At 42.2% G+C, this 22,257-nt stretch carries 18 protein-coding genes; 12 read left to right on the forward strand and 6 right to left on the reverse strand.

Annotation, left to right across the window (positions count from 1 at the left end; translation table 11 throughout):
• The first annotated feature begins 10 nt into the window (after positions 1–10).
• The gene (gene ftsW / locus A0O21_RS02715) at positions 11–1,261 is read left to right on the forward strand and encodes a cell division peptidoglycan polymerase FtsW (RefSeq protein WP_067060852.1); all 1,251 of its coding nucleotides are present in this window, start codon (positions 11–13) and stop codon (positions 1,259–1,261) included.
• A gap of 280 nt (positions 1,262–1,541) precedes the next feature.
• Positions 1,542–2,738 carry an elongation factor Tu gene (gene tuf, locus A0O21_RS02720; protein ID WP_067060855.1) on the forward strand — a complete coding sequence of 399 codons (1,197 nt, stop codon included), beginning with the start codon at positions 1,542–1,544 and terminating at the stop codon, positions 2,736–2,738.
• An 88-nt stretch (positions 2,739–2,826) separates the two neighbouring features.
• Here tuf and A0O21_RS02725 read toward each other — a convergent pair whose 3' ends face one another.
• Positions 2,827–3,861 carry an acyl-CoA thioester hydrolase/BAAT C-terminal domain-containing protein gene (locus tag A0O21_RS02725; protein ID WP_067060858.1) on the reverse strand — a complete coding sequence of 345 codons (1,035 nt, stop codon included), beginning with the start codon at positions 3,859–3,861 and terminating at the stop codon, positions 2,827–2,829.
• A gap of 870 nt (positions 3,862–4,731) precedes the next feature.
• On the opposite strand from A0O21_RS02725, the gene tpiA reads away from it, so the two are divergent.
• The 3 genes from tpiA (at position 4,732) to A0O21_RS02740 (ending at position 7,929) form a co-directional block, all read left to right on the forward strand.
• On the forward strand, positions 4,732–5,490 hold the full coding sequence (gene tpiA, locus A0O21_RS02730; protein ID WP_067060861.1) for a triose-phosphate isomerase: 759 nt from the start codon (positions 4,732–4,734) through the stop codon (positions 5,488–5,490).
• Positions 5,491–6,413: 923 nt separating this feature from the next.
• Complete coding sequence (locus A0O21_RS02735) at positions 6,414–7,247, forward strand: ABC transporter ATP-binding protein (protein ID WP_067060864.1); 834 nt, start codon at positions 6,414–6,416, stop codon at positions 7,245–7,247.
• The gene (locus tag A0O21_RS02740) at positions 7,237–7,929 is read left to right on the forward strand and encodes an ABC transporter permease (protein ID WP_067060869.1); all 693 of its coding nucleotides are present in this window, start codon (positions 7,237–7,239) and stop codon (positions 7,927–7,929) included. The genes A0O21_RS02735 and A0O21_RS02740 overlap by 11 nt, the downstream gene beginning before the upstream one ends.
• 160 nt (positions 7,930–8,089) lie before the next feature.
• Here A0O21_RS02740 and A0O21_RS02745 read toward each other — a convergent pair whose 3' ends face one another.
• The 4 genes from A0O21_RS02745 to A0O21_RS02760 form a co-directional block, all read right to left on the reverse strand.
• On the reverse strand, positions 8,090–9,322 hold the full coding sequence (locus tag A0O21_RS02745; RefSeq protein WP_067060873.1) for an aminoacyltransferase: 1,233 nt from the start codon (positions 9,320–9,322) through the stop codon (positions 8,090–8,092).
• Positions 9,322–10,533: an aminoacyltransferase gene (locus A0O21_RS02750; RefSeq protein ID WP_067060876.1), complete on the reverse strand. Its 1,212-nt coding sequence runs from the start codon at positions 10,531–10,533 to the stop codon at positions 9,322–9,324. Before A0O21_RS02750 ends, A0O21_RS02745 begins: the two co-directional genes overlap by 1 nt.
• The gene (yidA, locus tag A0O21_RS02755) at positions 10,533–11,342 is read right to left on the reverse strand and encodes a sugar-phosphatase (RefSeq protein ID WP_067060879.1); all 810 of its coding nucleotides are present in this window, start codon (positions 11,340–11,342) and stop codon (positions 10,533–10,535) included. The genes A0O21_RS02750 and yidA overlap by 1 nt, the downstream gene beginning before the upstream one ends.
• A 220-nt stretch (positions 11,343–11,562) precedes the next feature.
• Positions 11,563–12,867 (reverse strand): HD domain-containing protein, encoded by a 1,305-nt coding sequence (locus A0O21_RS02760; RefSeq protein ID WP_067060882.1) that lies wholly within the window; start codon positions 12,865–12,867, stop codon positions 11,563–11,565.
• A gap of 84 nt (positions 12,868–12,951) precedes the next feature.
• Between A0O21_RS02760 and A0O21_RS02765 the strand changes: the two genes are divergently transcribed.
• The 3 genes from A0O21_RS02765 to A0O21_RS02775 all read left to right on the forward strand — a co-directional run bounded on the left by A0O21_RS02765 (position 12,952) and on the right by A0O21_RS02775 (position 15,201).
• Complete coding sequence (locus tag A0O21_RS02765) at positions 12,952–13,338, forward strand: YwiB family protein (RefSeq protein WP_067060886.1); 387 nt, start codon at positions 12,952–12,954, stop codon at positions 13,336–13,338.
• 52 nt (positions 13,339–13,390) lie between these two features.
• On the forward strand, positions 13,391–13,690 hold the full coding sequence (locus tag A0O21_RS02770) for a PTS transporter subunit EIIB (protein WP_067060889.1): 300 nt from the start codon (positions 13,391–13,393) through the stop codon (positions 13,688–13,690).
• A gap of 233 nt (positions 13,691–13,923) precedes the next feature.
• The gene (locus tag A0O21_RS02775) at positions 13,924–15,201 is read left to right on the forward strand and encodes an SLC13 family permease (protein ID WP_067060891.1); all 1,278 of its coding nucleotides are present in this window, start codon (positions 13,924–13,926) and stop codon (positions 15,199–15,201) included.
• 71 nt (positions 15,202–15,272) lie between these two features.
• On the opposite strand, the gene A0O21_RS02780 is transcribed toward A0O21_RS02775, so the two are convergent.
• Positions 15,273–17,051: a PrpR N-terminal domain-containing protein gene (locus A0O21_RS02780; protein ID WP_067060895.1), complete on the reverse strand. Its 1,779-nt coding sequence runs from the start codon at positions 17,049–17,051 to the stop codon at positions 15,273–15,275.
• Between the two features lie 174 nt (positions 17,052–17,225).
• On the opposite strand from A0O21_RS02780, the gene A0O21_RS02785 reads away from it, so the two are divergent.
• From A0O21_RS02785 to pdxA, 4 genes are all read left to right on the forward strand, one after another.
• Entirely contained in the window at positions 17,226–18,482 is a 1,257-nt protein-coding gene (locus tag A0O21_RS02785) for a four-carbon acid sugar kinase family protein (protein ID WP_067060898.1), read from the forward strand.
• A complete protein-coding gene (locus A0O21_RS02790; protein ID WP_067060902.1) occupies positions 18,483–19,640 on the forward strand; it encodes an iron-containing alcohol dehydrogenase in 1,158 nt (385 codons plus the stop codon). It begins immediately after the preceding gene.
• Between the two features lie 133 nt (positions 19,641–19,773).
• Positions 19,774–20,673, forward strand: coding sequence for a 4-hydroxy-tetrahydrodipicolinate synthase (gene dapA / locus A0O21_RS02795; protein WP_067060905.1), 900 nt, complete (start codon positions 19,774–19,776; stop codon positions 20,671–20,673).
• Positions 20,674–21,185: 512 nt separating this feature from the next.
• Complete coding sequence (gene pdxA, locus A0O21_RS02800; protein WP_067060909.1) at positions 21,186–22,211, forward strand: 4-hydroxythreonine-4-phosphate dehydrogenase PdxA; 1,026 nt, start codon at positions 21,186–21,188, stop codon at positions 22,209–22,211.
• Positions 22,212–22,257 lie beyond the last annotated feature (46 nt).

Here is a 22,257-nt window from a genome sequence, read left to right on the forward strand (position 1 = left end):
AGAGGAAAACATGAAAATTGATAAAAAGCATTTATTAAATTATTCTATTTTACTGCCCTATTTGGTTCTTTCGGTACTGGGTCTCATTATCGTTTACTCCACAACCAGTGCGACTTTGATCCAATATGGGGGCAGTCCGTTTCGCTCTGTTTTAAATCAAGGTATCTTTTGGATAGTCAGTTTGTTAGCTATCTGGTTTATTTATCGGCTGAAATTAAATTTTTTAAAAAATTCAAGAGTACTGACTGCGGCAATGCTGATTGAAGTTGTTCTGCTCCTAATTGCCCGCTTTTTCACACAGGAAGTGAACGGAGCTCACGGCTGGATTGTTATCGGCCCAATTAGTTTTCAGCCGGCTGAATATTTAAAAATTATCATGGTTTGGTTTCTGGCTTTTACATTTGCCAGAAAGCAAAAATTAATTGAAACCTATGATTACCAGGCCCTGACCAGACGGCGCTGGTTTCCAAGAAATTGGAGCGATTTAAGGGACTGGCGTCTGTATTCCTTACTGATGATAGCATTAGTAGCAGCACAGCCTGACCTTGGGAATGCGGCCATTATCGTTTTGACGGTTATTATTATGTACTCTGTCAGCGGTGTTGCTTATAAATGGTTTTCGACTATTCTGACGCTTATTGTCGGTCTTTCTTCACTTTTTTTAGGAACAATCGCTGTTGTCGGAGTGAAAAATATGGCTAAAATACCGGTTTTTGGCTATGTTGCCAAGCGTTTCAGCGCTTATTTCAACCCCTTTAAGGACTTGACAGATTCGGGACATCAGCTGGCTAATTCTTATTATGCGATGAGCAACGGCGGCTGGTTTGGTATGGGGTTGGGAAATTCTATCGAAAAGCGCGGCTATTTGCCGGAGGCTCATACCGATTTTGTCTTTTCAATTGTAATCGAGGAACTCGGCTTAATCGGTGCCATTATGATTTTAGCCTTAGTTTTCTTCTTGATTCTGCGGATTATGAATGTAGGTTTAAAAGCCAGGGATCCCTTTAATTCTATGATTGCTCTGGGGGTAGGCGGTATGATTTTGATGCAGGTTTTTGTCAATATCGGCGGGATATCCGGCTTGATTCCATCTACCGGGGTCACCTTTCCCTTCTTATCGCAGGGGGGGAACAGTTTACTGGTTTTATCGGTTGCCATCGGTTTTGTCCTAAATATTGATGCTAATGAAAAAAGAGAAAGTATCTTGGAAGAAGCAGAGGAGCAGTATCAGTCACAAATCAATTCTGCAGCTGAAACCTGAATGTCTCTAAAGCTAAAGAAGGAACTGGAAGAAGATCATAGCTTCGTTTTTGTCTCTCTGTCCGGCACATTTAGACCGTGCCGGCTTTTTTAGTTCTAGGCTGCTCTTTTATCTGAAATAAAAATGATTTGTCTTACTTTTTTAGCAGAGAAAGAATTAGTTAAAATAGGCATAAAATACTTGCATTTTCATTGTAATTTGTTAAAATAGTAGGGTAAAGTTAGACTGTATTGCCTACCGTCTATCTATAAAATATATTTTATTGGAGGCTTTTCCTAAAATGGCAAAAGAAAAATACGATCGTAGTAAACCACACGTTAACATTGGTACAATCGGCCACGTTGACCATGGTAAAACGACATTGACTGCAGCGATTACAACTGTTTTGGCACGCCGTCTTCCAACAGCTGTTAACCAGCCAAAAGACTATGCATCAATCGATGCTGCTCCGGAAGAACGTGAACGCGGTATCACTATCAATACAGCTCACGTTGAGTACGAAACTGAAAAACGTCACTATGCTCACATCGATGCACCTGGACACGCGGACTATGTTAAAAACATGATTACCGGTGCTGCCCAAATGGATGGTGCTATCCTTGTAGTTGCTTCAACTGACGGTCCTATGCCGCAAACACGCGAACACATCCTTCTTTCACGTCAGGTTGGTGTTAAAAACCTTATCGTCTTCATGAACAAGGTTGACTTGGTTGACGACGAAGAATTGCTTGAATTGGTTGAAATGGAAATCCGTGATCTCTTGTCTGAATATGACTTCCCAGGAGATGATCTGCCTGTTATCCAAGGTTCAGCTCTTAAAGCTCTTGAAGGGGACACTGCTCAGGAAGATATCATCATGGAATTGATGGATACAGTTGACAGCTATATTCCAGAACCAGAACGTGACACTGACAAACCATTGCTTCTTCCAGTTGAAGATGTCTTCTCAATTACTGGACGTGGTACTGTTGCTTCAGGTCGTATTGACCGCGGTACTGTTCGTGTAAACGACGAAGTTGAAATTGTTGGTATCAGAGATGATATCCAAAAAGCTGTTGTTACTGGTGTAGAAATGTTCCGCAAACAGCTTGATGAAGGTTTGGCCGGTGATAATGTCGGTGTGCTTCTGCGCGGTATCCAACGTGATGAAATTGAACGCGGTCAAGTACTTGCTAAACCAGGTTCAATCAACCCGCATACGAAATTTAAAGGTGAAGTTTATATCCTTACTAAAGAAGAAGGCGGACGTCACACACCATTCTTCAATAACTACCGTCCACAGTTCTACTTCCGTACAACTGACGTGACAGGTTCAATTGAACTGCCTGCAGGTACAGAAATGGTTATGCCTGGTGATAACGTGACTATCGATGTTGAGTTGATTCACCCAATCGCGGTTGAACAAGGAACAACCTTCTCTATTCGTGAAGGCGGACGTACAGTTGGTTCAGGTATCGTTTCAGAAATTGAAGCTTAATGACTTACTTTCCCAAACAATATAAGCGCCAGACATTTATTTAAAAAAACTCACTGCCTTCAGGCAGTGAGTTTTTTCTATATTCTATTTACTGGTGCCATTGGTTTAAGCGCTCTATCAACACCTTACGGTAAGCTTGGCCGGCAGCTTCATTTTCTTTTTTGCTGCCGCCGGTTGCTATAAGTCCGTAGGGACTTGCAAGATAGCCCTCCTCTGCAAAGATATGGCCGGCTTTATCATAAATGTGGAGCTCAGCTCGTTCTCCTTGAGTTTTCTTGATTACTTTTGCCATACTGGCACTGGGCCACATACGATCATCGCCTCCAGCAAAAATCAAGATATCGGCATCAACAGCTTCTTGGAGGATCTCATAATCTGCAGCCTTGTCAGTATTAGCAATTGCTGTGCGGTAAAGCGGCTCATAGGAGGTCGGTGCTCCGCTTACCATACCAAATAAGAAAGCGATATACTCTGGAAAACCGGCATGCATGGTTGAGATATAGGGGAGCTCTTTTCCTTTATAAGTCCATGATGAACTGATGTTTTCATAATCCAGACCGTTGAAATTATAAGCACTTGGTGCCATGAGAATGATATGGCCAATCTCTGAATAATAGTTGACAAGATTGAGGCAGAGTTCAGCCCCTTTAGAAGCCCCATACAGTGTAAGAGGAGCAGGATCAGCTACGTTTTTCTCAATGTAAGCCAGTACTTCATCAAAGAAATCAATTGGAATTTTTGAAAGTGAGGGCTGCTGATTTGGCATACCGTAGCTAAAGAGTGACAGCACTTCATAGCCTTGAAGGGCAAAACTGACTCCTTCATAATAACCGGGAGATCCTTCAGAGCCGCCGAAAGTAACGATAACTCCTTTTTTAGTTTTTTTGCTGGGTCTAAGATGAAAGCCGTTCAGATAATCACCCTGAATATGCTCTATCTGCACTCCTTCATACTCAGAAGGGTAACGATCAAGGTTCGTCGGATCTGAATAAATAGAACTACTGTCAACCTGTTTGTATTTACTGTAGACAGAATGATTATACAAACGCAAAACGACAATAATGGCGATGAAAAGAACGATTAAGACAGCAGCATATTTTAAGAGTCTTAAAAAGATTTTCATCAGACAACCTCCTTTTAAATAAGATACAAAGGCCGTTAAGAACGCAAAAGGAAAATAGGCGGTAAGTCCGAAATCTTCGATTTCGCAGACGCCCCCCTGCCAGAACGACTAGAAGGGTGCGGCAGGCTGTAAAGACTGCAAAGCCTTCAGACGTTTACGGCTGCCTAACTGTGAAATCAGTTCTATATTTGACCATGCTTTTTCCCGCAGCGTTTAGGGCGTGTTCAATTACATAAGATACAAAGGCCGTTACAAGAGCAAAGCAAAAATAGGAAAATTGACGAAGAATCGCTAAGACTCTAGGAAATTTTATCTTTTTTGCACAGCCCTTAGGCCGTGTTCAATTCAGCAAGATACAAAGGCCGTTAAGAACGCAAAAGGAAAATAGGCGGTAAGTCCGAAATCTTCGATTTCGCAGACGCACCCCTGCCAGAACGACTAGAAGGGTGCGGTCGACCGCTAGGACGACAAAGCTTTCAGACGGCTACGGCTTTTCTACTCAATTGCTATTACAAAGCCATGATGTATGCCATCTTTTTCACTAGGATTTTAGGGCGTGTTCAATTAGGGGAATTCAAGAAAGACTGCGATTGACTTATGTCAGAATTTTTTAAAAGCAGATTTTGATTCGTTGCTGTTTTTATGTCAAGGGATATGATGAAGCCTGTCATTGTAACAGCAATTTCGACTGTGATAAATTTATAACATTTTCTACTATCAGTATAGCATTCCTAATTTTATTAGTCAACAAAAAAGTGAATTATTTTTAACATATTATCATTCAGTGATCTGACTGAGAACAGCCTTTAATATTTCCAGAAATTATGCTACAATAGGAAACGTAAAATAAAATAAGAAGAGGTAAGTGAAATGTCACGTAAACCAATTATTGCAGGTAACTGGAAGATGAATAAAACAGCTGCTGAAGCGCGTGAGTTCATTGATGCAGTGAAAAATCAGATACCAGCAAATACGCTTGTTGATACTGTTGTTGGTGCACCCGCTCTTTTCCTCGAAGGGATTAAAAAAGGCGTTCGGGATACTGAACTGAAAGTGGCAGCGCAAAATTGCTATTTTGAAGACTACGGTGCCTTCACTGGGGAAAACAGTCCGGCGACTCTTGCCGCACTGAATGTTGACTATGTCATTATCGGACATTCAGAACGTCGGGATTACTTCCATGAGACAGATGATGATATCAATAAAAAAGCCCATGCTATTTTCAGAAACGGTATGATTCCGATTATTTGCTGCGGGGAATCACTTGAAACTTATGAAGCAGGCAAGGCTGTTGAATTTGTTGGTGCTCAGGTTTCTGCAGCCCTTAAAGGTTTAACAGCTGAGCAGGTAGCTTCCTTAGTGCTGGCATATGAACCTATCTGGGCTATCGGTACTGGTAAATCAGCTACACAAGATGATGCTCAAAAAATGTGTAAGGCTGTCCGTGATGTTGTAGCAGCTGATTTTGGTCAAGAAGTTGCCGATAAGGTACGGGTTCAGTACGGCGGTTCTGTTAAACCTGAGAATATTGCTGATTACATGGCTTGTCCTGATGTTGACGGTGCTCTGGTCGGCGGTGCTTCTCTGCAGCCAGACAGTTTCCTTGCCCTGCTTGACTTCGTAAACTAAGTTTTTTTAGATACTGGCGAAAACTGACAATATAAAAAGGCATTCTTTTAGGCTGAAGCTGGTTGGCAATCAGTATAAAAGAAGGCCTTTTACTATTTTGCAGTCCATTTCTGTCAAAGCAGCAAAAAGGTTTCAAATTCAGCTTTAAGCTGTGATTTGAAACCTTTTCTCTTCGTATAGACGATTCATTCAGTGTTGCCAAGCAGACTAACGGTGTGTGTAGTAATAAGCGTAAGTCCATGCAGCAACATTAGGAACAACAACCAAACCAATTACAGCAGCTGTAGCCATAAGCTCACCTCCTTTCAACAAGATACAAAGGCCGTTAAGAACGCAAAAGGAAAATAGGCGGTAAGTCCGAAATCTTCGATTTCGCAGACGCCCCCCTGCCAGAACGACTAGAAGGGTGCGGCAGGCTGCAAAGACTGCAAAGCCTTCAGACGTTTACGGCTGGCGGTAAGTCCGAAATCTTTGATTTCGCAGACGCCCCCCTGCCAGAACGACTAGAAGGGTGCGGCAGGCTGCAAAGACTGCAAAGCCTTCAGACGTTTACGGCTGGCGGTAAGTCCGAAATCTTCGATTTCGCAGACGCCCCCCTGCCAGAACGACTAGAAGGGTGCGGCAGGCTGTAAAGACTGCAAAGCCTTCAGATGTTTACGGCTGCCTAACTGTGAAATCAGTTCTATATTTGACCATGCTTTTTCCCGCAGCGTTTAGGGCGTGTTCAATTACCAAGATACAAAGCTCGTTCGAACACACAGCAACAGCGGGCGTTTAGACGAAGAGCTGGGACAGACTATGTTTCTTAAAATAATGATAATAGTATTCGTTTTATTACAACAGGACATGTGTGTCCTGTTGAAGAGGAACTGTGACTTGATACAATGCTAAAATAAGAAATGAAGTACAGTGAGAGGCAAGGAATGGATAAAATTAAGGCTGTCGGTCTGTCAAAAAGTTTTAACAAGCATGTGGCTTTAAATCAGATTTCTTTTTCTGTGAAAGAAGGAGAAATTTTTGGTTTTCTGGGTCCATCGGGTGCTGGCAAGACAACTGCCATCAATATCGTAACGAATCAGCTGAAAGCTGATAGTGGGCGAGCTGAGATATTGGGGAAAAATGCTCAGCATCTTCAGGCAGCTGACTATATGAAAATGGGTATTATGAGTGACACAGTCGGCTTTTATGAAAAATTGACCGTATATAAAAATCTGGAATTTTTTGCACGTTTTCACAGAGTTCCAATGAGGAGAGTCGATGAACTGCTGAAGAGTCTGGAGTTATATGATGACCGCCATAAGAAAGCTGATAAACTTTCAACCGGAATGCGGCAGAGACTGTTGCTCATCAGGGCGATTCTCCATGATCCGGAAGTGATTTTCTTAGATGAGCCGACATCGGGTATGGATCCGACTTTGGCACAAAAAGTCCATAATGTCCTGCTGGGATTAAAGTCTAAAGGTCTGGCTATTTTTTTAACAACGCATAATATGCAGGAGGCGAGCAGGCTGTGCGATAATATTGCCCTGCTGCATCGCGGAAAGATTTTAGAGTACGGCAGTCCGGCCTCTATCATTGAGAAATACCGTACTGATGACCATGTCTACCTACGTTACCGCAACGGCCGGGAAAAAATGGTTCCTAAAGATGAAGTGGACAGCCATTGGAGTTCAGAAGTTATCAGTATGCATACTCTTGAACCGGATTTAGAAGCAGTCTTTATCAAATTAACGGGAGAAAAATGGCATGATGAATAAATTGAGAAGTTTGCTTTGGCTGCGCTGGCAGTTTTTGCTGAGTAATAAACTGTTTATGTTTATGGTACTGACACCACCCTTTTATGTTTTGCTCCTGTCAACCATCGGGGATTCGTCGGTTACGGCGGCTTACATTGGTACTGGAATTAACACAGTCTACAGCATAACTGCTGGATCTTTTATCTCTATGATGATAGCAGAAGAAAAGGAAAAAAAGAACCTTAAAACCTTAATCTTAACTGGAGTTAATCAGAAAGAATACATTCTCAGTGTTATTCTGTTTCCAATTTGTTTTTCTTTGGCGGCCAGTATTCTGCTCCCTTTATTACTCCATGTCCGGAACATGGACTGGGGAAAGTTTTTACTTGTTGTCGGTTTGACCATTGTTATTTTTGTCCTGCTTAATTTATTAATTGCCTTTTTAGCTAAAAACCAAATGCAGGCCAGTTTGTTTAGTCTGAGTTTATATTTGCTGGCTAACTTTTTACCGATTTTAGCTGCAGAGATTAAGTGGTTAAAAAATGTGCTGGACTGGTCCTTTATCGGTGCTAATTCCAAATATTTTTCACAGCTGGCTGATTTTGAACTGACGGATCCATCTCTGCTGGCTTTAGTCCTGTGGATTCTTTTAGCTGGTACAGCCTTATATTTTGCCTATAAGCGCAATAGGAAACTGACATAAAAACAAACAAAAATATAAGTTGGGAATATATTGGTTTGCTTCACTTTTTAAGCTCTAGGGGCTGTGTTCAATTCAAACAAAGAAAGCTGAGACGTTTTGTCTCAGCTTTCTTTTGGGTTATAGGGTCGGTTTAGGAGCAGTCACAGTTGCATTTTTTATTCTACTGCCGTCCTAAAATTTTTTTAAGTCCCTGAAGAAATTTGGCTTTCAAGGGATGGGGATAGTAGCGGAAGGTGCCTGTTTTTCGTGTGATGTAGCCATTGAAATTTTGTTTGAACCGAAGGACACCGTCGGAACCATCAAACTCACCAGTAATACCGAGTAAATTATAGGTTTTAATACCACGTTGCATGGCCTCTAGCATGACATATTCCTGCAGCAGGGCCGGAGCATAGAATTTGTTGAACTCAGGATAGGAGCCGCTAAATAAATAAACAGCTTCCTGCGGTGTATAGATGAAGAGGCTGGCTGCCAAAACTACATCTTCAGAACCATATTTGGCAATCAGTTCCTCTGCTTCGGCAATACGAACAGAAAAAGTTTCAAACTGGCTTGTGATTTCCCGCAGCTGATTTTGTTTTTTTTCAGATGGCTTGGCAGCTAAATCGGTTTTCAGTTTGCTTATTTTTTGTCCAAGTCTGTCTTGGTCTTTTTGCAGATTAGCGAGATAATCTTGGAAATTGAGACTGGCAATCATAAATTCACAGTCACGGCCAAAGCTGTCATAGAAGTCCTGATAATAATCAAGCGGTTTGTCTTGATAATCACGGCGGTTAGATGTAGCGGCAGTGACCTCTTTGAAAATAGTCAATTCATCTCGTTTTAAAGGGCGCAATTTGATACCGAAAGTCTTGGCTTTTTTAATCAGCGGGCGGCCTTTTTTGCTGAACGACTTGATGAGACTGGCCGGTTCAAGTTCAGTTAAATCCTTAACATAATGCCAATCGGGCTCGCCTCCCGGATAGCCGGTCAGCAGACCGTCATGCTCATAGCCTGCATTCAGTAGATTGTCAATCATTTCCGGACGATTCTGATCAATCGGCTGGCCGTTAGTATCAAAGGTTTGGTAGGTGTCGTAAGGTTTAACGATAAGTTCTAAAGCACCCTTCTTTTTAGCATAATCTCGAAGTTCCTCATAGAAAACGTCCAGATAGCGGCGATCAGCGACTGCCGGTCCGGAATTGATTTCCATATGAAGCCCTCCGGTCATAGGCATGCTGTAAAGAAGAGCTGCGACAAGGACAGTGTCTTCTTTGCTGTAAGCGATAAATTCGACAGCAGCACCCCGTTTTTTCAGTAAGTCAGCCATCTGGACAGACTGCATAAAGGATTTATAAGAGAGTGACTGGCAGAAATCAACGAATTGTTCTTGACTTAAAGTTGTTAAAGGCATTAGTGATTATTCCTCTTTTTTCTGGCCTCATAGGCGTAATTTGCTAAAGGATAGAGCCATTTATTGACAGGGATATTGAATTCGCCGATAAATTCTTCAATTGTCGGGTTGAAATTGGCTTTAAATTTGGTCAGGCCGTCATCCAGACTGCCTTCCACCCCTCCCATATTAGCCCAAATGATCCCATCGTTATAGGCATCTTCAAAAACTTTGGGGTAAAGAGAGTACTGCGGGTAGAATTTTTTGAAAGCATCATTCATGCCGGCATAGAGCATTTCCATAACATTGCCAAAGCGAACAGAAAGAATGCCGGCAATAATCAGCTCATCAGGATATTGGCTGACATAGTCTTCGAATTCGGTGATATATTTGCTGACTGAGGCTTCTTGCTGCTTGAGCTTGGTCAAACGTTTTTTCTGATGTTCTCCGGTCTCAGACAGATCTTTTTGAATCTGAGTTAGCTGTTCTTTGTACTCTTGCAGGCGTTTAGACAGATTGACTTTAGCAAGGTGCAGATAGGCATTGTCTCCGTATATGGTCATCATTTTTTTGAAATAATCTTCATTACGTAAGGCTACCCCTTTACGGTTTTCAGTTAAAGCCACCACATCTGCGAAAGCTTTGACATCAGTAATGTCGCCGCGGCTGGTTTCTACTCCTCGTTTCTGGGCATCCTTCATCAATCGTTTCGTATGTTTGGGGAAAGTTGCTGTTAGATTACTGTCTGTGTAGACATTAGCCTGGAAACGCGGCTGGATGCTCTCTGCAATTGCCTTAGTTCGGCCTGTCCAGCGGGCTCCGGCCTCCTGAAGGTGAGCCAGCTGGGCAAGCGTTTCAGTGTTTTCCTCTGCTTCCTGCTCTATCTTGTACTGTTTAAGAAGTAGGGCAGGGTCAAACTTAATAAAAAGTGCCTGTTTTGTTTTTCCGTAGGCTTTCAAAGCAGTTATCACTTCTTTAACCAGAGCAGAATCATTATAATCCATAACGGGTCCGCGCGGGATATAGAGCATGGTCATTCCGAGCAGCAAAGGTCTGATAAGAACAGATGCTGAGGCCACCAGCACACCCTCTTGGTAAAAGCCTAAGCGTTCGTTGCCCCAGTTATCCTTGACTTGTGCCCAGTCAGAGCTTTGCAGGAGGTTGGTCTGCTTGCTGGCTTTGACAAACTCATCATGTTCTGTCTTTGAAATCCCAATTTTGTATGTAACCATTATTTTAGTACCCATTGGCGAATCGCATAGGCTACGCCGCTTTCTTCATTTGATTTTGTAATATAATGAGCCAGATTTTTAATTTCTTCTACAGCATTGGCCATGGCTACTGGCGTCCCAGCGGCCTCCAGCATTGCCCGATCATTTGCTTCATCGCCTATTGCCATTGTTTCATCGGCACTCAGACCCAGCTGTTGGGCTAAATGAGTGAGAGCCTTGCCTTTGCTGGCCTCTTTATTGATAATTTCCAGATAAAAGGGAGTTGATTTGACAATGGTGTATTTATCATAGAGTTCCTGAGGAAGTTTAGCAATGGCTGCATCTAAAATCTCTGGCTCGTCAATCATCATAACTTTAACAATTTCATGACCTGCCATTTCTTCCGGTGTCCGGTAAAAGACCGGCATATCAACGAGTGTTGCTTCGTGAACAGTATATTTGCCGATATCTCTGTTAGCGGTATAAATGCCTTTTTTAGTGATAGCATGGAGGTGGACATTGATTTTGCGACTCCAAAACTCAAGATCCAGATAGTCTTCATAGGTCAGCGTTTTTTTAATCACATCAGCGCCTTTAGCTGTATCCTGCACCAAACTGCCATTGAAGGTAATGACATAATCCCCTTCATCTTTCAGTTTCAGTTCTGTCAGCAGATTTTGAACACCGGCAAGCGGACGGCCGGTGGCTAAAACAATTTTAGTCCCCTGTTTCTTAGCAGCCTGAATCGCTTCATAAACGTCAGGCGTAATTTTCCGGTCCTTAGTAATAAGAGTGCCGTCAATATCAACAGCAACAAGTTTAATCGACATGATATTCTCCATAATCTGAAAATTTCTATATACTATATTACTAAAAAATGCGTTTTTTGTCATGACAGATTTTGCAGATGCACCAAGGGCAGTATAATTAAAAAGTCTGTCTTATCGTGCGTGTATCTTCACAAATACAAACAGCCAGTCATGCTTAAATAACGATGAGGCATTCAGACTGGCTGTTTTGATTTAGCAGCAAAAAGAAGGCGGGTCTCAATTAATTTACGGGCGGTGTAAAATGGTCATTAGCTGTATAGCTGATAAAAATTTCTTTATTAGCAGCAAAAAGATCGTTTAAGTGCAGCATTTCTTTAGGGAAGTAGAAGCGCTGATCGCCATAGCTGGTTCCGGTCAGGGTTTTTACAATAGGCGATAAGGTGGATAACTCTGCTAATTTTTGGTCTTTCTGAATGATTTCAATCTGTGTTCTGGGATTCTCTTTTTCCGGACGGTAAATGTCATAGGGGAGGTCAAAACTGGCTTGAATGCCGGTATAGTATTCGGGGTCAAAGCCGACAGACTGTACTAAATCAGTCAGACGGTAAAGCTGAGACTGAGATTCTCCATCAAATGTTACAGATTTAAAAAGTTTGCGGTTGATGAAGCGGCTGGATAAATCAGCCAAAATCTTATCTTCAGCAGTCATCCAGGACTGAAAATAGGCATTCATGACCCCATCATCCAAAGCTAAATAATCGTCGAGTGTAAAGTTTTCCTGCAGAAAGGGGAGGAGATTTGGCGCTGTTTTTTCAAAGAAATAGCGGTCCTGTTTAAAAAGCCACTTAGCCCGTTTTAGCAATTTTTCCAGCAGGACTTCGACGGATCGGCTGGCCGGATGGAAATAGACCTGCATATACATTTGAAAACGGCTGACAATATAATCTTCTACAGCATGCATACCGTTGCGCTCAAAAGCAATCCCTTCTGCAGTCGGACGGATAACACGCAGAATCCGCATCAAATCAAACTGACCGTAGTTGGCTGCTGAATAATATGAATCTCTAAGAAGATAGTCCATGCGGTCACAGTCCACTTGACTGGATATTAGCTGAACAACCTGTTGATTAGGGTAAGTATGGTTAATCACACTGGCCACTTTTTCCGGAAAATCCGGAGAAAACTGGCTGAGAACATTGTAAATTTCTGTCTCGGGGCTGGTGATAATCTCCCGACTAAAAGCTTCATGGTCAGTAGCGAACAGCCGCTCAAAGGTATGGGAATAGGCTCCGTGTCCGATATCATGGAGCAAAGCTGCTGCCATAGTTAAAAGCGATTCATCAGCATTCCAAATGCCCGCATATTTCTGTTCAAAGATTTCGGTAACCCTGCGAGCAATTTCATAGACTCCCAGGCAATGTGAAAAACGGCTGTGTTCAGCGCCGTGAAAGGTAAAAGCAGTAGTCGGAACTTGCTTAATGCGCCGAAGCCGCTGAAATTCTTTCGTATTAATCAAATCGTAAATCAGCTGGCTGCTGACATGGATGTAGTTGTGAACAGGATCACGAAAAACTTTTTCATTCATGGCTTCATTATAACAAAAATTGCAACTTTATTCAGAAATTGGTAGAATAAATCTGGCAATATCAATCAAATAGAAAGTTTTGGCATGCAAGTAGAAATCAAAAATATTATTCAGACAGATAAGCAGACAGAGACAATTCGTGAAGTTCATGACTGTCAGCTGGGCCAAAAAAATGGGATGGCTTATATTTTGTATCAAAATACAGATAAAGAGCGGGTTTTGCTGAAGTACAAAGAACAAGAACTGCTGATGGTTCGTTATTCAGAGCCCAGAACGATTATGAGCTTTCAAGAAGACCGTCTAACGGCTGCTCAAATACCGACTCCCTTGGGACTACAGAAATTGACAGTCGAAACGACTCGTCTTTTCATTCAGCCTGAAAATCAGTATATTGCTGCTGATTATGTTCTGAAACAGGCAGAAACGGAAGATGTTTTTGCCCGTTATCAGCTGACTATCAGCTGGTACTAAGTTTTTTTAGAAGTTAATGCATGATTAAAAGTGATGAAGAAAGAGGAAAGAAATGACTGCAAGCTCAACTGAAAAATTGGCAGAGGCACTCTTGGACTGCCTAGGCGGTTCCGCTAATATTAAGGATGTCCGCTACTGCAGCACCCGTCTGCGTTTTCGCCTGAAAAAAAAGAGCAGAGTTGACAGCGACCGTCTTAAGATGATATCAGGTATTGCAGCTGCGGCAGAGCGTAACGGCCAGTATCAGCTTGTTCTTGTTCATTACAAAACAAAGGACGTTTATGATGCCCTAACAGACAATGGTCTTAAAGGTGTTGGTATGGTAGATGCACAGGATGCTTGGATAAATTAGATTTTTAATAGAGTGAATCGAACCGCCCGAAAACGACAGTTCAGCAGACTTGTTTTCGAGCGGCTTTTTGTTTATTTTTGAAACAAAAGCAGTCTATTTAAGAATAAGAAAAAAGAAAACTGTTTCAAATCAAGACAGTTTATTTTTTATTTGACTTACCTAAAAAGGGCGAAAATATTATGATTAATTTGTTAAGCGCTTACATATTAAAATAAATAACTCGAGGTGTCCTTATGACAATACAAATGATTCTTGCTCTGGGGATTTTGCTTCTGATGATTGTGATGATCATGTCAGATAAATTCGCCTTTGGAGCGCCGCCCGTTTTCGCCTGTCTCCTTCTGGTTGTAACCGGTCTGGCTACTGTTCAGGAGGCTTTTGCAGGTTTTATTAACTCGACGGTTGTTATGATTGCCGGCTTTATGGTTGTCATGGCCGGACTGATGAAAACCAGTTTAATCAGCAGGGTGCAGGCCACTATACTGAATTTAGTCAGTAAAGGAGGGTATAAGAGCTATGTTCTCTTGGTTCTGGTTGTTATGCTGGGAGCCAGTCTGGTGGGGACAGGAGCAACCGGTTACTATGTTCTGATTTTATCTTTAGTGGCTACTATTCCTTACAGTAAAAAACTGCCGACTTCTAAACTGATGATGCCCTTAGGATTTGCTACCAACCATCCGCTCTTTCCGCTTAATGTTGCTTTGACTTATGGCGTGACGGTGAGTGTTTTACAGGCAGCCGGTTACACCGAAACCCTGTCGACCGGCCGTTTTGCTCTAGCCAATGCCTTTCTTTCTCTGGGGTATCTGCTCTGGGCTGTGATTGGCTATCGTTTTCTGCCGGATCACTCGGTGAGAGAAGCTGCTGCTGAGGAAGAGCAGGAGCAGTCTATCAGCCAAAACGATCTCCCTGTCTGGAAAGAGTATGTCACAATCCTTGCTTTTGCAGTCAGTGTTGTCGGTATGATGATGATAAACAGCTTAGGTGAAATTGCCTATATTGTTCCGGCTTTGGCAGCTGCTGTTTTGCTTTTTATTGATGTCCTTGATTTTAAAGAAGTCCGAGATAATATGGCAGGGCCGATTGTCCTGATGACTGCTGGTGTTATCGGTGTGGCTGATGCATTGGGCAATACGGGCTTTACTGCTATGATCGGTGAGGCAGTAGCTAAAGCAGTAGGCGGACAGATTAATCCCTTTATTTTCATTTTCCTTTTTGCCTTGTTAACCAGTACCAGTGCGACTTTTACAGGTTCTAACATGGGCTCTGTTTATATTTTTGCTCCGATTGCCATTGCTTCCGGTATCAGTCTGGGAATCAATCCGGCTGCGGTCGCAACAGCTGTTGTTGTATCCGGCTGGAACGGCGGCTATATGCCAATCGATGGGATGCCGGCTATGATTTTAGGTATGGGCAGTTATAAACTGACTGATTTTTGGAAATTTTCCGTTCCTATGTACTTTGTCCGGCTGGTTGCCCTGTGTATCGGTGCTATTGTTATGTTTCCTTAGCTGCAGGCAGCTGACACCCCCTTCCCTAGGTTGGATCAATTTAAAGTCAGCTCTTTAGCCAGCCTGATATCTTAATCCATTTTTAAGTAGCGCCAAAGAGTTGTCCGGCTGATACCCAGTTCTTTAGCTGTTTTTGACTGGTTGTGATTATTTTTTTCTAAGGCTGCAAGGATAATCTCCTTGTCATAGTCAAATAAGGTCTTGCTTGGCTGATTTGCTGATTCAATCAGCTTGCTGCCGTTGGAGCTTCTGTTCCGCCTTTTTTCCTGCCGAAGAAGATCCAGAACCTGATGTTCAGAAATATAGTAGTGGTGGGTGCTTAAGATTAATTTTTTTAGGACCTGTTCCAGCTGATTAAAGTTTCTTGGCCAGTCATAGGCCAGCAGTGCCTCCATTGCCTGAGGCTGAAAGCCGATAACTTCTCTGTTGCATTTAATATTAAGCTTATTGAGTAAGAGAGTGAGAAGACTTGAGAGTTCATTTTTTCTTTCTCTGACCGATGGGGAATAGAGACTGCCGCAGTCCAAGTGTGTCATAATTCGGTTGTAGATGTATTCGTTATGATCGTTGCTCTTTGTGTTATAGGTGAATAGTAGATTGTTTCTCTGCAGCAGTTTTGTGCTGTCAATAACGGTTAACAGCTTTTCGAGATTGGTGGCAGTTAGCTGCTCGACATTTTTGAACAGCAGCGTGTTTTCTTTCTCCACTAAAGGGCCGTTAGCGGAATTGAGCAGATACTTCCAGGTTCTTTCATCAATCAGTTTGGAATTAATAACAATCAGATGCTGGTTGAACTGTTTTTGCTGCAGGAAAGCCGTATAAGCAAGACTGGTTTTAGCTGTTCCGTTCTCTCCAAAAATAATCATGACACTGTAATGGGCCGTCAGTGTATCAATCAGCTGTCGTGATTTTTCTTGAATAAATGATGTGAAAAGCAGATGGCTGTTTATCTCTTTTTCAATATCCTCTTTATCAAAATACTGGACGCCAAAACTATTTCGGATAATCGGCGGTGTGCTCTTTCTGATATCACAGAAATAATAAGTCTCATTTTCAAGTTTAAACGGTTGCATCCCAATACGGTAGAGGTTGCCGTTAAATGTGTGGTAAAAAATTTTTGAAGGGCTGTCTTTGCTTTTCGACCGTAAAAAATCTCTTATAGAATCTGCTAGTGTCTGATTAATATTGGAGTAAACCGTCTGCAGGTCGTCATCAACAATCAGAGCTTTAGCCGTTTGCTCTTTGAAATAAGCCGTCAGCAGTTTATTTTGTTTTTTGATATGCTGGGTATCTTTGAGAGTCATAAGAGCCTGCTGGAAGGCATGTTTTATACTTTCTGTACCAGATGTTACCAGTATAGTGTTCAGTGATTTTTGGATAGCTGTTTTATTAGTAATGGCATCACACAATATCATGCTGTAACCCTGAGCTTTTAAATCTTCCAAAATGGCGGAAGTATCCGCTGAATCTGTTAAGGTGATGATTTTGATATGGTACTGCAGGATATCGCAAATCAGATGAGCAGGTTCTGTAATACTGGCATAACCGACAATAGCGAGATGATCCGTATAATTTTTGGCTAATTCGATAGCACCTAGAATATCGTAGAGAGAAATAGCGATATCAAAGACTGGAATGGGGACGGTATCGCGGATTAAATGGGCTGTTCCGCCGCGAGAAATAACGGCATCATAGTCCTCGGGATAAAGTTTTTGCGCTAATTCCTTTCCCTGCAGCAAATCTGCAGTAAATACATCGATTTCCAAGTCGGTAAATTCTTTGCTGACAGTTTCCATCGCATGTTTGAGCTCTTCGTAGGGAGCTATTCCTAGCAGTTTAAATTTAGGCATGGCGAGACCTCTCTTTTTGTTTCATATACAAACGATTTTAACGCATTTTTGTCTGTCATACAGGTTTTTTTGAGAAAACGTTTCAAAATTAAACACTTTACTGCTTTTCTCAGCTTATAGATTTTGATTATTGTTTATAGAATAAAAAATATCAATAGGGAAGGAGATGGCCGAATGCTGAAACTATTAATCATTGCTGACGATTTTACAGGTGCTTTAGATACTGGAGTCCAATTTTCTGATCAAGGGATAGAAACCTTAGTGACTACTGACAAAGATATTGATTTTCATTCTCTGGCGCCGGATTTGGAAGTTTTGGTGATTGACAGTGAAAGCCGCTATCTCTCCTTTGAAGCCTCTTACACGCTTATCAGCTCTATCATTCAAAAAGCTAAAAATCATGGGGTGGCTTATATATACAAAAAAGTGGATTCTGCACTAAGAGGAAATATAAGCAGCGAACTTAAAGCTTTGGCTGATCAGTTCCCAAATGAAAAAATTGCCTTTGTGCCGGCTTTCCCCGCAATCAACCGCACCGTCAAAAATGGGGAGCTTTTGATAGACGGCAGGCCGGTAGCAGAAAGTGTTTTTGCCAGCGACCCTTATGAGCCGGTTACTGAAAGCAATATCGCTAAAAGATTGCAGGAGGAAGCCTCACTTGGCTCTGCTCTGTGCAGCAAAGAAAGCTCTTCTTTCGGTGCAGCAGCAGAACAGATTCTTCTTTTTGACAGCGAAATCGATGATGATTTACGAGCCATTTCGCAGCATTTGGCTCAGCAGAGATTATTAAAACTAAGTGTCGGCTGTGCTGGTTTTGCCAAATATCTGCCGGCTCTGTTATTTCCGCAGCAAAGAAAGCAAAGATACACAATAGATTTCCCCTTGCTCGTTATTTCCGGATCGGTTAATCCCATCACCCGCAGGCAGATTGACTATGCAGAAAAACAGCAGGCTGCCCGTTTTTCCTTACAGGCTGCCCAGCTGACTGCTGAGGACTTTTGGGACAGTCGGCAGGGACAGGATTTGTTAGGGCGCTATTTAGTAACAATCAAAGAGCATGATTTAGCCGTTTTTGAGACGCTGAATGCGGCAGCATTGCCAGACTTTTCGGATAAGGATGAAAAAGAAAAAACTCAGCCCGCCTTTCGATTTCAAATTGGTCGTTCATTAGGAAAAATTGCCAAATATTTTTTAGAAAAAAAGCTGGAACGCACCTTATTTTTTATCGGAGGGGATACTTTATTTCAGTCGATGCAGGTTTTGGGTTTGGATGAGATTCAGCCTTTATCAGAGCTTTACCCAGGGGTGGTGCTGTCTCGCATTGTCTGGCAGGGACAAAAAATTCAGCTCATTACAAAATCCGGAGGTTTTGGTCAGCCGGATTTATTAGAAAAACTTAACCAATCAATTATTGATAAGGAGGAGATGTAAGTGTTAACGGATTATAGTTTGAAAATGCCTAAAAATATTTATGCAGGATCGCATGCCTTGGAGCAGATAGCTACTATTCTTCCGGCCGGTCTCAAAAAGGTTGCTATTTTTACAGATAAAGGAATTTTACAAGCTAACCTGCTGACAATTCCTCAAGCTGTTTTGGAGGAAGCCGGTCTGACCTATGAAATTTTTGCCGATATTCCCGCAGAACCTGACTACCATCAAGCGCAGGCGATAGTTGATCAGTTTAAAGCAGCAGATGCAGATTTTATCATGGCTATTGGAGGCGGAAGTGTCATGGATGTGGCTAAACTGGCCTCAATTTTGACAGCAGGTGATTATCAGGTGAAAGATTTGCTGGATAATCCTTTGCTGGCAAAAAAACAGGTACCTGTTCTGATGATACCGACAACCGCAGGTACCGGTTCGGAAGCAACACCCAACAGTATTGTGGGAGTACCAGAGCAGGAATTAAAGATTGGAATTGTCAATCCTGAAATGATTGCTGACTATGTTATTTTAGACGGTCGTCTGCTTAAAAATCTGCCGCAGCCGATTGCTGCCGCAACAGGTGTAGATGCCTTATGCCATGCCATTGAATGCTTTACATCTACAAAACGCAATCCATTCAGCAATACTTTTGCTTTGGAAGCTTTTGATTTGATATTTAATAACATTACTGAAGCCTGCACCAATCCCGAAGCGCTGGCAGCTAAAAACAAGATGCTTTTAGGTTCCTTTTATGCCGGTGTCGCTATCACTGCCTCCGGGACAACAGGTATTCACGCCTTATCTTATCCTTTAGGAGGCAAATACCATATCGCTCACGGTGTCTCAAATGCGATTTTGCTGATGCCTGTTATGCGCTTTAATGAACCCGTTATTAAAGACTACTTTGCACAGGCTTATGACCGGGCTGTTCATGATGGCCGGCAGCATTTATCTGTAGACGAGAAATCTCAGTATATTTTAACGCAGTTTGAACACATTGTGACGAAGCTGGACATTCCGACCAGTCTAAAAACCTTCAATGTTCCTGAAACGGATTTGGAAGATTTAGTGGCTGCAGGTATGCAGGTCAAACGGCTGTTAGTCAATAATATGCGGGAAATCAAATCTGAAGATGCCCGTGCTATTTACAAGCAAGTTCTTTGAAGTGAACTGAACACGGCCTAAACGCTGTGTAAAAAAGATAAAATTTCCTAGAGTCTTAGCGACTCTTCGTCAATTTTCCTATTTTTACTTTGCGTTCTTAACGGCCTTTGTATCTTGTTATAAGGAGGAAGTTATGGTTGCGATTAAGGGAATTATCACTCCAATTATTACCCCGATGCTGGCTGATGAAAGTGTCAACTATGATGAGCTGCGCAGACAGATTGACCGTTTGATTGTTCAAGGGATTCATGGCATCTTTGTTTTTGGAACAAACGGTGAGGGTTATATTTTATCAGAAGAGGAAAAGATACAGATTATGCAGACTGCTGTTGAGCAGACAGCCGGACGTGTCCCTGTCTATGCTGGAACCGGCTTGATTGGTACAAAAGATACGATTCGTCTGTCTCAAAAAGCAGAGGAAATCGGTGTCGACGTTTTATCCGTCATCACCCCGTCCTTTGCAGCAGCATCTCAAAATGAACTGTATGATCATTACAAGGCAGTTGCCGAAAGTGTTGACTTGCCCATTGTTCTCTATAATATTCCGGCACGTACCGGAAATGCTTTAGCACCGGCTACTGTTGAGCGTCTCAGTCATATTGAAAATATTGTTGGTGTTAAAGATTCCAGCGGTAATTTTGACACTATTTTGCAGTATATTGAGAGAACCCGCTGGCGGGAAGATTTTGCTGTCCTATCAGGCAACGATTCATTGATTCTTTGGACCTTGATGGCAGGAGGAGTAGGCGGGATTGCCGGCTGCTCAAACATTTATCCGTTTACAATGGCAGAAATTTATAACGCTTATACAGCAGGGGATTTCGAGCAAGCCAGATTCCATCAGGACTCTATTCGATCATTTAGAAACTGTTTCCGCTTTGGCAACCCTAATACCATTGTTAAATATGCGGCAGCCGAATTAGGCTATCCGGTAGGAAAGTGCCGTGCCCCTTTCAATCAGCTGTCAGAAGAAGGACTTAGGGCTTTGCGTCAGGTTTTAGATGAAAACAAGGCTAAAGGTATGGAAAGCTGAACATGAGCCAATTTTCATGCGGAATTTTAACGGCCTTTGTATCTTATGAATTGAACACGGCCTAAACGCTGCGTAAAAAAGATAAAATTTCCTAGAGTCTTAGCGACTCTTCGTCAATTTTCCTATTTTTACTTTGCGTTCTTAACGGCCTTTGTATCTTATGAACTGAACACGGCCTAAAATCCTAGTGAAAAAGATGGTATAACCATGCTTTGTAATAGCAATTGATTAGAAAAGCCGTAGCCGTCTGAAAGCTTTATCGTCCTAACGGCCGACCGCAGCTTTCTAGTCGTCTTGGCAGAGGTGCGTCTGCGAAATCAGAGATTTCGGACTTACCGTCATTTTCATACGGATTTTTAAACGGCCTTTGTATCTTGTTGGAATTGAACACGCCCTAAGAGCTGTGCAAAAAAGACAGCCCTTCCTTGAGTCTTGAATGACTCATCGGTCAGGCTCCTATTTTTGCTTTGCTCTTTTAACGGCCTTTGTATCTTGGTGAAGGAGTGGAGTGGATGAAAAAAATTATTGGAATTACTTTAGGTGATCCTGCTGGAATTGGTCCGGAGATTTCTTTAAAAGCATTTGGCAAAGCAGAACTTTATGAGCGCTGCCGTCCTTTGCTTGTTGGTGATAAGTCGGTACTTGATTATTATTTAGAAAAGCATCCTGAGCTGGATTTAAAGGTTCATGTTGTTAATGATCCTAAAGATGGGATTTATCAGCTTGGGACTGTTGATTTGATTGATTTGGATAAGATTGATATGTCTGAATTCAAAATCGGTCATGTGTCTTCAAGTGGGGGTGATGCAGCATTTTGCTATGTCAAAAAAGTTATTGAATTGGCTCTTGCAAAAGCAGTGGATGCTACAGTGACCAATCCTCTAAATAAGGAAGCCCTTAATCTGAGCGGACACCATTATGCCGGGCATACCGAAATTTATGCTGATTTAACAGGAACGGATAAATATACTATGCTGCTTGCAGATGGTAATTTGCGTGTCGTCCATGTTTCTACTCATGTTTCTTTACGAGAGGCGTGTGACAGGGCGACAATGGAGAGGGTGCTGGATGTTATACGGATAGCAGACAAGGCCTGTCATAATTTAGGAATCTCTAACCCGCGTATTGCGGTAGCAGGTCTTAATCCGCATTGTGGTGAAAATGGACTGTTTGGCCGTGAAGAAATCGAAGAAATTAATCCGGCTGTTGAAGCTGCGCAAGCAGAAGGAATAAATGTGTACGGCTCATTGCCGGCCGATACCTTATTTTCCAAAGCAAATGGAGGACTGTATGATATGGTCGTTGCTATGTATCATGATCAGGGCCATATTCCGCTGAAATTATTGGGTTTTGTATATGATCAGCAAAAAGCCGGTTGGAAAGCTGTTCAAGGGGTTAATATTACACTTGGTCTGCCTATTATCAGAACATCAGTTGATCATGGTACGGCTTTTGACCAAGCCGGTAAGTGGACAGCCAGCGAATTGAGTCTGGAAAATGCCATTGATTATGCTATCCGTCTGGCAGAGCATTCATAAAAAGGTGAGAGCTGCTGGCAAAGACAGTCATCGTGCTGGTACTATT

The organism is Streptococcus pantholopis (assembly GCF_001642085.1).
GTDB lineage: Bacteria > Bacillota > Bacilli > Lactobacillales > Streptococcaceae > Streptococcus > Streptococcus pantholopis.